Origin of the sequence: Arcicella aurantiaca (genome assembly GCF_003148625.1) — a bacterium.
Classification (GTDB): domain Bacteria; phylum Bacteroidota; class Bacteroidia; order Cytophagales; family Spirosomataceae; genus Arcicella; species Arcicella aurantiaca.
The window spans coordinates 71,567-85,404 of the sequence record NZ_QGGO01000020.1 but is presented as its reverse complement, the minus strand read 5'-3'; the positions used below and the strand labels follow the sequence as shown (position 1 = coordinate 85,404).

Here is a 13,838-nt window from a genome sequence, read left to right as displayed (position 1 = left end):
TACAAACAACTAATAATCAATACATTAAAAATATATTTTTAAACTAAAATGTACTTATAGACTTCCGATTTCAAACAACAAGAGGTGCTATTTTGTGAATCATTATATTAGTTAATACCAATTCAACAACCTGATTTCCTATGAAGACGAAGCTCAAAAATTTCATAAAAAGTAACAAAAAGCTATTTCAACTCTTTTGGTTCGTCAGGAAAAAGCAGGTGGTATCAACCTTAAAGAAGAATATCATCGGGAAAAATAATAAAAGTCAGATTTCATTTTTAAGTAATTTTCATAATTGTGTTTTAGAAATTATTGGGCATAACAATGAGTTGATAGTAGGGGAGTGTTCTGAATTTAAAAATGTTAAAATATTCATTTCTGGAAGCCATAATAAAATTGTGATTGGCGATAGAGTGTCTTTTGTACGGGGAGGCGAAATTTGGATTGAAGATAATAATTGTTCAATAGTCGTGGGCGATAAAACTACTTTTGAAAATGTCCATTTAGCAGCCACAGAAGATAATTCTGAAATAATTATTGGCGAAGATTGTATGTTTGCCTATGACATTGACGTAAGAACGGGAGATTCTCATTCAATTCTTGACGCAAGCACCAATCAACGCACCAACTATGCCAAATCCGTAATTATTGGCAATCACGTTTGGGTGGCGTCACATTGCTCCATTTTGAAGGGCGTTAAAATAGGAAATAACAATATTGTAGGTACTCGAAGTCTTGTAATTAAAAGTTTTCTGGAAGAAGGCTGTGTCATTGGAGGAAATCCAGCGGGAATATTACGGTCGGGGGTAACTTGGGAACGACAACGCATAAAACCAAACGCATGAAGACTTTAGCCGTACTTATTACTTGTTTTAACAGGAAAAATATTACCAAAAAATGTTTGTCATATCTCTATGTACAGCAATTGCCCAAAGGCTATCAGATTGATGTATATCTGACTGATGATGGCTGTACCGATGGAACGGCAGATATGGTTAAAACATTTTTCCCACTCGTAAATATTGTGCAAGGCAATGGAAAATTATTTTGGAATCGGGGAATGTATAAAGCTTGGGAAACGGCAACAGCAACCCAAAAATATGATTATTATTTGTGGTTGAATGATGATACATTTCTGTTTAAAGACGCTTTGTCTGCCATCATCAAAACCAGTGAATTAACTGATAATGAGTCAATTATTGTAGGAACGGTAAAGTCTGCATCGACAGGGAAAGTTTCATACGGAGGCAGAAATGAAGCAGGAGAGCTAATTATTCCAAATGGTAAAACTCAAAAGTGTCATCATTTTAATGGCAATGTAGTATTAGTGCCATCGTTTGTCTATAAAAAATTAGGGAATTTAGACCCAATTTTTCATCACGCTATGGGTGATTTCGACTATGGAATGCGGGCTATTAAATCAGGAATAAATGCCTATATCACCCAAGACATTTTGGGAACTTGCGAGTTACACGAATCTTTTCCGAAATGGTGTTCACCAGCAATATCAATTCGGAAAAGAATAAAGTTTTTGTATTTATCATCATGTGATTGTTACCCGCCACATTTTTTTATATTTGAAAGCCGTCATTATGGTTTATTTCGGGCAATTAAGCATTATATTACCATACATACCCGTGTCATATTTCCTAAACTTTGGGTTAGTTAAATGATGAAACAACATCTACAAAGCTCATAAAATAAATTTTTCAAACATTTTATTGCAAAAAACAATAGCTGAATGCTTAAATTGTTTATTTTTACAATATATGCATTATAAACTCTCCAAAAGTAGTTTTCAAGAATTATGAATTGATAGCACGGCAATCAATTCATGAACATTTCTGTTTTGTATAGAAATCTTAATCATTGTGAATCTGATATTATTGGCAAAAAATCAGTAAACAAATATTGGATAACCACACTTGCATCAACTGATTTATACCGAAAGCAAAAGTTCTAATAAACTCAATACTAATCACAATTTTTGAGCGAATAAGTAGGGGTTAGGATTTAGTTGTTGGGCATTAGTATTGGCACTTCCTATTAATCAGGATATTGCAAAATAGTCAAACATAATCGCAGCGACGAAACGCCTAATTCTTAACGAATACTTAAAATTTAATAGATATGAGTTATAACATCCCAATACTTTTTGTAGTCTTTAAAAGACCAGACACTACTCTACGAGTTTTTGAAGCAATCAGAGAAATGAAACCCTCAAAATTATACATTGCTGCTGATGGACACAGAGAAACCGTATTAGGAGAAAAGGAGTTATGCGAAGAGGTAAAAGGGATTATCACCAATATCGACTGGGTGTGTGATGTTCAATATTTATTTCAGTCTGAAAATTTGGGTTCAGCCTTAAACGTTACAAGAGCCATAAGTTGGGTATTCGCAAAAGAAGAGCGATGTATTATTTTAGAAGATGATACCCTTCCGAATAAGTCGTTTTGGCATTTTATGGAAGAAATGCTCGAAAGATACAAGGATGAAAAAACAATTATGCAAGTAAACGCACTTTGTCCTTATAAAAACATTGCTCAACCAGATTTTAGCTACACTTTTTCAAGGTGTTTATATCATTGTTGGGGTTGGGCTACTTGGAAAAGAGCATGGCTCAATTTTGATTTCGATATGCAAAAATATGAAGAATATAAGTCTAACAAGAGTATAGAAAGCATTATTCGCCAACCAATTTTAAGATATTTATACCAAAGAAATTTTCAAAAACATAAATTCTTTCTTCCAAAATCTTGGGATGGGCGATGGGTATCTTCGTGCTTAGTAGAATTTGGTTTGTCGATAGTACCGCACAAAAATATGATTATCAATCTTGGTTTAAATCATAAATATGCTTCACATACCACAGATGGCGTTCATCCGTTTTCTACTCTTAAATTAGAAAAAATGGAGTTTCCGTTAAAACACCCAACTCAAATTGTGGTGTCTGAAGAATTAGAAGAAAATGGGTTAAAATCGTTTTTTGATATTTCTATTGGCAAAATTTTTCATGTTTTATTAAAAAAACCACTAAAAGAATTTACCATTTTTATCAGTTATGTAAAAGAAAATCACCTTGTTTTTCTTAAATGAAAGCTCTAAAAACGATATTACAAATTCATAATCAATACATCTATAAAGGTGGAGAAGATTCAGTATTTGATAACGAATGTGAAATGCTCAGAAAGAAATCTCACCACGTTATTAAATTAACTGCCAATAATGAAAATATTAGAAATATCATTAAATGTAGAAAAGAGTTTTATGAACAATTAGATAAAATTCTACTCACAGAAAAAATAGACGTAGCTCATATTCATAATATTTATCACATCATCGGGAATAAAATCTTTGAGGTATTAGCAAAACACAAAATCCCGATAGTTCAGACGCTACACAATTTTCGATTTTTATGCCCTGCGGGGCTGTTTTTGGATAACCAAGGCAATATTTGTGAAAAATGTAGTAATGGTAATTTCTCACCTTGTGTTTTAAAAAAGTGTTATCAAACAAGTTATGTAAAGTCTCTCGGAATGGCTTATTTGTCAAAAGGAGGACGTTCGGTGGTTAATCAATACGTAAATCAGTTTATTGCTTTAAATACATTCTCCCGAAATAAATTTATTCAAAATGGTTTTAATGAATCAACTATTTCGGTGAAAAGTAATTTTTTAAGCACCACACAATTACACAAAGAGAACAAATCTGAATATTTTTTATACGTCGGAAGGCTTTCTCACGAAAAAGGGATAAAAACACTAATTGAGGCATTTATCGGCAGTAATTTCCCTTTGGTAATTGCAGGTTCAGGTTCAGACGATTATTTAAACCCATTAAAAAAACTTACAGAAAAAAGTAAAAATATCCAGTTTGTAGGCTATGTGAGTGGGCAAGAAAAAGAAGAACTTATCAGAAACGCCATTGCCTTAATAATACCATCAAATTGTTATGAAAATTTTCCAATGTCTATTTTAGAAGCTTATCGAAATCAAAAGTCAGTCATTGTTTCCAACATTGGCGGTTTGCCCTCCATTGTAAAAGATGGCAATACAGGCTTGCTTTTCGAGGTCGGAAACAGTAATAGTCTTAAAAATGCTGTCAATTTGATGACGGTACATAATAACTTTAATAAACTCGGACAAGCGGGGTATTCTTATTTTTTAGAAAATTTTACCGAAGAAAGAAATTACAAACAATTAATCGAAATTTATCAAAAAGCTATTGAAAATAGAGCCAAACAATGAACACTCAATTTCTCATTAGTATCAATATTTCTCTTGGGAAATATCAGGATTTTATTCGCAAAATTATCGACCTTTCCAAGCTTCGTAACTCATCATATATTTGTATCGCAAATGTCCACATGTGTATTGAAGCTTATAAAGATAAGAATTTTGCCAAAGTTGTCAATGCAGCAGATATTGTCACGCCCGACGGCAAGCCTTTGGTTAAGGGTTTGCAATGGCTTTATAAGATTGAACAAGATAGAGTGGCAGGTCCAGATTTGTTACCTTCATTATTAGCAGAAGCGAGTAAGCATCAATTAAAGGTTTTTTTTTATGGGGCTACTCAGGAAGTATTAGATTTGGTAGTCGTTTTCTGTACAAAAAAATATCCTGATTTAATCATTGCAGGGGCAATATCTCCACCATTTCGGGTTTTGACCAACGACGAAGAACAGAATGATATAAAGACAATGAATGATTCGGGGGCAAATATCGTTTTTGTTGCCTTAGGTTGCCCCAAACAAGAACTTTGGATGCACAAAATGAAAGGCAAAATTTCGGCAACCATGCTTGGTGTTGGTGGGGCATTTCCCATGTTGGTAGGTGTAGAAAAAAGAGCTCCCTTATGGATGCAAAGAAATGGTTTTGAATGGCTGTACCGTCTTATTCAAGACCCTAAACGGTTATTTAAAAGATATTTAGTTACCAATTCGTGGTACATATATTTATTAGCAAAAAAAATAATATTTAAGAAGAGGAAAGGTTAGCAGTGTAATATCACCCCAAAATCTATTTTAATTATGAAAAAAGCCCTTATTACTGGCGTTACTGGACAAGATGGAGCGTATCTAAGTGAATTTTTATTATCGAAAGGTTATGAAGTACATGGTATAAAACGACGAAGTTCGTTGATAAATACTGCTCGTATCGACCATTTATATGAAGATTTACACGCTGATAATGTCAAATTTGTTTTACATTATGGCGACCTTTCAGATTCTACCAACATCATTAGAATCATCCAAGAAGTTCAGCCCGATGAAATTTATAACTTAGGGGCGATGTCTCACGTTAAAGTGTCATTTGATGAACCAGAATATACCGCTCAGGTTGATGGCATTGGGGCTTTGCGTATTTTAGAGGCGGTACGGTTATTGGGTTTAGTCCATAAAACAAAAATTTACCAAGCATCTACCTCCGAACTTTATGGGCTTGTACAAGAAGTGCCACAGTCAGAGACTACGCCATTTTATCCCCGTTCGCCTTATGCTGTTGCTAAAATGTATGGGTTTTGGATAACCGTAAATTACCGTGAAGCTTATAATATGTTTGCCGCCAATGGAATATTGTTTAACCATGAGTCCCCATTAAGAGGCGAAACATTTGTGACAAGAAAAATAACAAGGGCAGTTGCTAAAATTGCCTTAGGACAACAAGACAAATTGTTTTTGGGCAACTTAGATGCCCAAAGAGATTGGGGACACGCCAAAGATTATGTAAAAGCAATGTGGTTAATTCTTCAACAAGATAAACCTGAAGATTTTGTTATTGCATCAGGTATTACCACCAAAGTACGTGAATTTATCAGAATGGCATTTCAAGTGCTTGATATTACAATTGAATTTATCGGGGAAGGACTACACGAAAAAGGAATAATCGTTGAATGTAAGAATAGTGATTATCAAATTCCTGCTGGAAAAATAGTAGTGGAAGTTGATAGCAAATATTTCAGACCCACCGAAGTTGATTTATTGATAGGCAATCCACAAAAAGCCAAAACCCAACTCGGTTGGGAATTACAATACAACTTAAATCAATTAGTAGATGAAATGATTTGGGCAGATGTAAAATTATTCAAACACAATTTTTAAGTAAATACACTGTTTAATAAGTTTTCTAAATAATTTTTATCCTAAAATCTTTGATTGGGGGAACTTCCCGAAAGTTTAACCCACAATGGAATTGTTTCGGGAAGTTGAAATAACTTATTAAACAGTGTAGCAAGCAGGAGTCCAGATTTTACAAAATAGCATTGTCGTATATTCCTAATCGTTATTAGATAATTTTTCAATATTTGTAAATTTTAATATAAACTCTAAGACCATGTTTTCATTTTTTCAGAAGAAAAGAGATAAAAATAATCCTCTATTTTCAAACATCCATACCGATGTTCATTCGCATTTAATTCCAGGTGTTGACGATGGCTCGCCAGATATGGAAACGAGTCTTCAATTTTTAAAAGCTCTTAATAATTTGGGCTTTAAAAAAATTATCACAACGCCTCACGTAATGACAGATTTTTACCCAAACACATCAAAGGATTTGATTGAAAAATATAATACCTTAAAGGAAAGATTGGTGCTTGAAAATATAGATATTGACTTACAGTTGGGAGCAGAATATTTTTTAGACGAAAACTTTGAGCATCTTATAAAAAATGACGATTTGCTTACCTTCGGAGATAATCATATTCTCATCGAAATGTCCTTTATTGAACCTTATCGGGAACTCCATCAAGTGCTTTTTAATTTAATTTCGAAAGGATATAAACCCATTTTGGCTCATCCTGAACGATACCCTTATTTTGTCAATAAATTGAATAAATTGGATAACATTAAAGATATGGGTTGTGCATTCCAAGTAAATGTATTGTCACTGACTAACTATTATGGCAAGGTTGTCAATAAATTAGCCATGCAATTGTTTGCTAATAACATGGTTGAATTTATCGGTACAGACCTACACCATAATAGACATTTATCAGCCATACAAAATTTTCCAGCCAATATGCAGAAACTCGTAGAAAAAACAAAAAACCTCAACAATACCTTATAACACAATATTAATTGGCATACGTTTAATATGCCATTAAATCACCTTTAAACATACTGTAAATTGTCATTCCCACAATTTTGGCATCAAGCCAAGGTGTCCAATTTTCAATATACCAAATATCAAAATCAACTCTACTTTTCATTAAAGATATATCCTTTGTTTCACCTCTGTAACCGTTGGCCTGAGCCCATCCAGTAATACCCGGCTTTGCCCAATGCCGTATTAAATAACCTTCGATACAATCTTTGGTTTCAAGATTATGCTTGACCGCATGAGGTCTTGGGCCAACCACAGACATATTTCCAAACAATACATTTATAAACTGCGGGAACTCATCTAAATTAGTTTTTCTTAAAATACCGCCTATTCGAGTAATTCGGGGGTCGTTTTTAGTAGTTTGTTGGAATTTTTCAGCAAAAAATTCCTCATGTTCATACATTGTTCTAAATTTCAAGCATTTAAAACTTTTATTACCTTTACCCCAACGCTCTTGCAAAAAGAAAATAGAACCCTTTGAATCCATTTTAATCAGTATGGCAATAATAGGAAACAACCAAGAGAAAATAAAAATCATTACCCCTAAACTAAACACAATATCTATCAATCGTTTTATTACAATAGAATGAAATTGTTCCAAAGGTTCATTTCTGACTGTTACAAGCGGGTAGTCGCCAAACATTTCCATTTTAAAACGATGTGTATTAAATTGAAAATAATTAGGTATAATTCTGGCTCTAACGGCATATTTATCTGTTAAACAAATCAATTCTTTAATCTCGCAGGGAGTGTAATCATAATTAGCTACAATGATTTCATCCACTTTAAGATTTTCCAAAATTGTAGGCAGCCGTGAAACATTGCCTTGATATAAATGATTAATAATCTCAGGGTGAGTTTTTTCATTATCAACAAAACCAATTACACTATATCCGTATTGAGTATTGTTATTAATCATTTCCCAAAAATTAAGTGCTTTTTGGTCAGTTCCAATAATGAGTATCTGCTTTATATTTTTCCCGTTTTTTCGTAAATATTGATAGTATTTTTTAAACACGTATTTTTTTACAGATAAGGCACTAAATAAAAGAATGGGGTATAGTATTGAAAATGTACGTTGAAAGCGATGCTCATTTAATGAAAATTGCACGATAACGGTCAATACAAATTGAGAAAAAACATTAGGAATCAAGATTAAAAATTCATCAATAAACCGAAGAGCCCGAAACTCTTCATATAAATAACTAAGCTTACTTGAATAATACCATGCTACTATTAAGATAAACTCAAAATAAATATCATATTTGTTCATGCCTCTTTTGCTGATGTCTGCGGCAAAGTAGAAGCAAATTATAATGAACAGAAAATCGGAAAGCAAGCGAAAAATAATCGCTCGTTGGTTAGAGTTTTTCATGCGGTTTGAGATAATTATTTAACTTTTGATTTTCCAGTTACAATTCTTCAAATGTGTGTCTTGAAAACATTTAAAGATTTTAAATATTTAGCTTACAATTTTCAACTTGCTTTATTCAGGGCAAATCAAAATCGTATGCTCATATTTAAGTATGGCACAATTTTATTCTTGTGGTTTGGCAAACAATCAAATAGTTCTATTTAGGCAGATAAAAGGACAATATTGGCATTACAAGAAACTCAGTAGTCAAATATCAACTACCATTTACATCTGTAATATCAAAATCATATCATTATGACTTCTTTATGATTGAAAAATGGTCTATTTTAAGTCGAAAAGATGTTATTTTACGACTTAAAACACATTCACAGGAAGTCTAATGTAAGCAAGAAGAATTTATTAATGAATAGGTGGATTGGTTTGTAAAATAGCACTCAATTCAGTTGTCATATCGTAGGGGCGTATGTGATACGCCCACATTCCGACCTTTAGAGCGTATGCGACACGCCCCTACATAATGTCAAATCATTGTCTATAATATTTATATTTCTAAAAAATCAATCATTTACAGTATTGTTCACCATTCAGTTTGACTACATATTTTGTTTGACTAATAGTTGTATCTTTTTGTAAAAAAGGCCATCCCTGCGACGGATTAGTTGTTGACCTTAAAATATATTTTTTACCTAATTGTAATTTATTGGTTATTAGTTTTCTGTTAGTTCGAGTCAATTTGAATAAGTCTTTCCAACTATTTGCATCTGAGCCACTTAAACGATACTGAGTGTACATCTCCGCTGGAAAATCAGACTCGTCAAGCGTTTTACCTATTGGGCATTGTACTACCACTTCAAGCGAAATTGGTTGTGGTTGAGGTATAGGAAACTTTACTTCAATGAGCTTTTCTGAGCATAAATCAAAAGGGGCAGACTGGTAAATGGGCTTAGATGAAACACCTCCATATTCAGAGTTAAAATCAAAAACTTGTAAATAGGCAACATTTGCTCTCCGTCCTGCTAAAGAGGTTTTTGCCCCATCATTAACATTCATAAAAAAACTACCTAAATCAGTTCCTTTGGCGGCATCTATCAACTTTGCCAGATAATAAATATCACAATCGTGAAAATCACTTTTGACTATTAAATTCGGACCTGTTTCACAAACAGGGAACATTTCACCCAATGTATAATAGCCCATTTTTACAATTTGAGCGGTTATTTCAAACTTTCCTCTATCATTTATTTTCACAGGATATTCGGCAATTTGTCTCCAAACACCTCCTAAATATCCCCAAAACATTATTTTATCTCCAACTTTAATTTTTTCACCATTTGAATGCACATTTTTATCATTTAATTCAATCGTAATATTTACCGAATTTGATAAAGAATCTACTTTCTGGTAATTTTCATTGAATATTTCGGTTTGAAAAAAACAAAAATTATGAAAATCAAACGGTTTTAGGGTTTTTCCATTTCGGTCTTTAGCATCATAAAGTGTATAGGCATTTGGAACATTATTTTTTGTATTTCCATCATAATAGGTTAAAAGGGTCGTAATTTTTCCACTAACATTTTGGATAAATTGGTCTTTCATGGTCGTTCCATTTTGGATATTCCATGATATTGTCTCTGTATTTGAATTTACTTTTACTGCCAATGAACTGGTCAATCCTTTATTATCAGCTATTGCTGCTTGTTGCGTTATAGCTACTCCTGTGGGCAATTTTTCTTTTTTATATAACGGTTGAAAAAAATCAAAATTCCGTTGGTCAGTTATTATAAATTCTCGAATACTTGTATAATAATTATGTGCTTCTGCCACTACCGAAAACTTGAGTGGACGCCCCAAATAATTGGGAGAAACCGCAACTCCCAATAAACCTTCTTTGCTATACGTTATTTTGCTTCCACCCACAGAATTAACAATTTTATCTGCATCTGCACCCAATATTTTAATGGTCATATCAGGCGGTAATGTTTCTGTATCGTTAGTATTAGCATTAAAATACTTCATTCTTATTGCCGATGACGAAATAGCATCTTTTGTTTTAATAGTAATATCCTCAAAGGGATTTTTGCAAGCATAAACCATTAAACCCAAAAATAATATTAACAGTATAAATTTCATCTTGTTAAAGTTTAGAAATTAACTATTTAATAAAAGCAGGCAATTTTATGTTCAAAAACAGTAATTTACGTTAAATCTTAAATAAGGCAAAAACGCATAACCACTCATATTATGCTCAATTTTAGGGAGAATTTCATCAATATTTGTGAAACTTAAAACGCCAGTATAATTCAAATATAATTTAGGTGAACCAATATAATACGTCCCGACTTCACAGATAAATCCTACTTTCTTGTGTGATACAGGTCTTCCAAAACCCACACCCAAATAAGGATTGTATTTATTCCATTTTATTTCAAAATCAATTTCTCCAAAATCTTCAGATGACAAAACTAAATCTTTGGTATCAAATCCTGTTTCTGTATTGATTTTTGCTGCATACTTTGAACCCAAAAAATGGCTTATTCCTCCAAATAAAAACACAGGGCTTTTCTTGAAAATCTCATATTGGATTCCCAAATCGGCATGACCCATACTTATATCAGGGTTGATTTTAATTATCGTCTTTGCATTATAGTCATAATCAATCAACTTACGGTATCCAATATACGTCAAAGCTCCATTCAAATAAAGTCGCTTGTTTTGTGTACATCGATAACTAAAGTTTAGCCCTACGCCTAAAGTACCAAAGATGATTCCAACAGATTTTCGATTTTCGTGATTTAATAATGATTCTTTTTTAATTAATAATTGAGCGTATGATTTTTCACTAAAAAATACGATTACCAATAAAATACAAAGTTTAGCCGTTCTCATATATTCATACAGATTACGAGTTAAATCTCTTAAAATTAATTTGGAATAATTTTACAGGTATAATTTCATTTGGCTCTTTTGTATTACAAATGTAATATTTTTTTAATCACATACACTTTTTTTTCAATATTTATCAAAATATTATCTAAAAGTAGATAAAAGTGCCATTTTATACATGAATGAAGCAATTTCATTTCAATATTTTTCAATTTTGATGTGTCAAAAAATATAAATCTGTATCTTGCACAAAACCCTCTTAGTGCTGAAAATAATATCTATATGCTTTCCAACGTCCTATCAAATATTTTACAACTCCAACAAACTGGTAAAAAAGGGTTTTGTGTTTTAATTGACCCAGATAATATAAAATGGGAGGATTTTCCAAATTATATTCAATTGTGTATTGAGGCAGAAGTTTCGTTTCTTTTTATTGGAGGAAGTTTAATTACAAGCGATAGTTCATTTCGGATAATTTCGCTGTTAAAGGAAAGCTGTAATATTCCTATTGTTCTTTTCCCCGGAAATAGTTTACATATAACTTCCAATGCAGATGCTATCCTTTTTTTATCTCTTATTTCTGGTCGAAACCCTGATTTTTTAATTGGTCAACACGTTATAGCAGCTCCAATCCTGAAAAAAAGCAAATTAGAAGTTATCCCAACCGCTTATATCTTAGTAGATGGTGGGCGAGTAACCACAGTTTCTTATATTTCAAATACAAATCCTATTCCATCTGATAAATCATCGATTGTGGCGTGTACTGCGATGGCAGGCGAAATGCTTGGGCAAAAATTAATCTTTATGGATAGTGGGAGTGGGGCTATCAATACAGTACCAACCCAAGTGATTCATGAAGTAAGAAAGGTTACAGAAGTGCCAATATTAGTTGGCGGTGGTATTGATTCTCCAGCAAAAGCATTAGCAATATTAGCAGCAGGGGCAAATCTTGTGGTAATTGGCAATGCTATCGAAAAAAACGTGCATTTAATTACTGAAATTGGAGCTTCTATCAAACAATTCAATGAGCAATAGCGATAAACTTACGGAAGTATGTATTTAATGTCGCACGGGTGAGGTTTTTTCGACTCAAATTTAACCTGCGACATTAAGTATAGTTCATTCCGTAAACTTACTCGTTCAAGTCAGTAATGGATAAAACAAAAAACGCTTCAACAAAAAAGGGTACTTTCTTTATTCTGTCAGAAAGTACCCTTTTACAAATATTAGACTTCCTACGAAAGTGTTTTAAGTCGAAAAACACTTTCGCAGGAAGTCTATTATATTTCCATTATTGATGACTTACGTTGGTTGCCACCAAAACCACTTGAATGGTATATTCTACATCGTCCAAACCTTTCGAATAGTTGATTGTACTACCGAATGTTGTTAGGGTATTTAAACTTAATTGAGATAAATTGATGGTAAAATTACCAATTGGGTCTGAATCGTTACCAATTGAATCTGAATCAAATAAATTAACTTGAACACTTGAATCAAACCATACTGAACGTCCACAATTCCAAACATCCCCGCCTTGCATAGACATATAATCGTAGGTCGGATAATAGTAATTTTTTCCTTCGTTATCTGCCTTAAAATTAAAATATACTTCATTGGCATTTCCAATTCCATCAGATTGGGTGTTTATGCAAGTAACACTTTGAATAATTAGGAAATTGTTTTTTCTTGGTTGATAGGCAGGTTTCAAGAATCCATCGCCACTTCCAGACTGTGACCCTAAGATAAAAGTATAAGTTTCTTGTTCGTCGATTCCGTCTTCTTCGCCGACAGCAACTTCTACGGTTACTCCCAAAATATCTTCTTTATCGTCACCATTATAAACAACTTTAACAGTTCCATCAACGCCGAATCCTCCTTCCGCTTCAGTAGCCCAAGCATAACCACCCAAATCAGAAGGAGCGTTTGTCCATAAACCAAATTGTACACCCGCCAAAGCACCTTCGTCAATTCCTTCATCAACCGCAACGGTCAAAAACTCTGAAGAAGCCAATCCTTTATTATCACCTACACCAATTGCCACGCCAATCGTTGCGGCAATTCCGATGATAAGTTCTACCTCAATATTTAATCCAATTGAAAAACTACCAGCATCTAATCCAGTTTTATCGAGCAGTGCTTTTAAAAGCTGAAATACATCACTGTTCAAAATTTTGCTAACTTCTTCTTTAATTTTTAATAAATCAGACTGTGAAACATATTCTTCCAAAAGTTTCCCTTCTGGACTCGCCATGTATTTTTGCCAAGCACTTGTGGCTTCAGCGAAAATCTCATTTTGCTGAGCGGTAAGTACGTATTCACTTTTTGTTGATTTATCTGGAGATGATTTAAAACTCTGTGTTACTTCCACATAAGGAGATAAATCTATGGCTAATTGCTTATTCATTTTTGATATTTGTTTAAAACAGTAAATAGGTTAGGGCATAGATATTTCACACTAAAATTTGGTAAAATAT

At 33.0% G+C, this 13,838-nt stretch carries 12 protein-coding genes; 8 read left to right on the top strand and 4 right to left on the bottom strand.

Annotated elements, in window-relative coordinates:
- Positions 1-140: 140 nt before the first annotated feature.
- The 7 genes from LV89_RS17130 (at position 141) to LV89_RS17100 (ending at position 7,067) form a co-directional block, all read left to right on the top strand.
- Positions 141-845 carry an acyltransferase gene (locus LV89_RS17130; protein WP_109744147.1) on the top strand — a complete coding sequence of 235 codons (705 nt, stop codon included), beginning with the start codon at positions 141-143 and terminating at the stop codon, positions 843-845.
- Positions 842-1,669, top strand: coding sequence for a glycosyltransferase family 2 protein (locus tag LV89_RS17125; protein WP_109744146.1), 828 nt, complete (start codon positions 842-844; stop codon positions 1,667-1,669). The genes LV89_RS17130 and LV89_RS17125 overlap by 4 nt, the downstream gene beginning before the upstream one ends.
- Before the next feature lie 461 nt (positions 1,670-2,130).
- Positions 2,131-3,099: a nucleotide-diphospho-sugar transferase gene (locus tag LV89_RS17120; RefSeq protein WP_146199192.1), complete on the top strand. Its 969-nt coding sequence runs from the start codon at positions 2,131-2,133 to the stop codon at positions 3,097-3,099.
- Entirely contained in the window at positions 3,096-4,250 is a 1,155-nt protein-coding gene (locus tag LV89_RS17115; protein WP_109744144.1) for a glycosyltransferase family 4 protein, read from the top strand. Before LV89_RS17120 ends, LV89_RS17115 begins: the two co-directional genes overlap by 4 nt.
- Positions 4,247-4,999, top strand: a complete 753-nt coding sequence (locus tag LV89_RS17110) for a WecB/TagA/CpsF family glycosyltransferase (RefSeq protein ID WP_109744143.1) — start codon at positions 4,247-4,249, stop codon at positions 4,997-4,999. The genes LV89_RS17115 and LV89_RS17110 overlap by 4 nt, the downstream gene beginning before the upstream one ends.
- Before the next feature lie 33 nt (positions 5,000-5,032).
- Positions 5,033-6,103 carry a GDP-mannose 4,6-dehydratase gene (gene gmd / locus LV89_RS17105; protein WP_109744142.1) on the top strand — a complete coding sequence of 357 codons (1,071 nt, stop codon included), beginning with the start codon at positions 5,033-5,035 and terminating at the stop codon, positions 6,101-6,103.
- A 232-nt stretch (positions 6,104-6,335) separates the two neighbouring features.
- A complete protein-coding gene (locus LV89_RS17100; protein ID WP_109744141.1) occupies positions 6,336-7,067 on the top strand; it encodes a tyrosine-protein phosphatase in 732 nt (243 codons plus the stop codon).
- A 22-nt stretch (positions 7,068-7,089) separates the two neighbouring features.
- Here the strand turns inward: LV89_RS17100 and LV89_RS17095 are convergent, their stop codons facing one another.
- The 3 genes from LV89_RS17095 to LV89_RS17085 form a co-directional block, all read right to left on the bottom strand.
- The gene (locus tag LV89_RS17095; protein WP_109744140.1) at positions 7,090-8,478 is read right to left on the bottom strand and encodes an undecaprenyl-phosphate glucose phosphotransferase; all 1,389 of its coding nucleotides are present in this window, start codon (positions 8,476-8,478) and stop codon (positions 7,090-7,092) included.
- A gap of 561 nt (positions 8,479-9,039) precedes the next feature.
- Positions 9,040-10,608 (bottom strand): hypothetical protein, encoded by a 1,569-nt coding sequence (locus tag LV89_RS17090; RefSeq protein ID WP_146199191.1) that lies wholly within the window; start codon positions 10,606-10,608, stop codon positions 9,040-9,042.
- Positions 10,609-10,659: 51 nt separating this feature from the next.
- A complete protein-coding gene (locus LV89_RS17085; protein ID WP_109744138.1) occupies positions 10,660-11,364 on the bottom strand; it encodes a hypothetical protein in 705 nt (234 codons plus the stop codon).
- 279 nt (positions 11,365-11,643) lie between these two features.
- Between LV89_RS17085 and LV89_RS17080 the strand changes: the two genes are divergently transcribed.
- Positions 11,644-12,396: a phosphoglycerol geranylgeranyltransferase gene (locus LV89_RS17080; protein WP_109744137.1), complete on the top strand. Its 753-nt coding sequence runs from the start codon at positions 11,644-11,646 to the stop codon at positions 12,394-12,396.
- Between the two features lie 256 nt (positions 12,397-12,652).
- Here LV89_RS17080 and LV89_RS17075 read toward each other — a convergent pair whose 3' ends face one another.
- Positions 12,653-13,768: a hypothetical protein gene (locus LV89_RS17075; RefSeq protein ID WP_109744136.1), complete on the bottom strand. Its 1,116-nt coding sequence runs from the start codon at positions 13,766-13,768 to the stop codon at positions 12,653-12,655.
- Positions 13,769-13,838 lie beyond the last annotated feature (70 nt).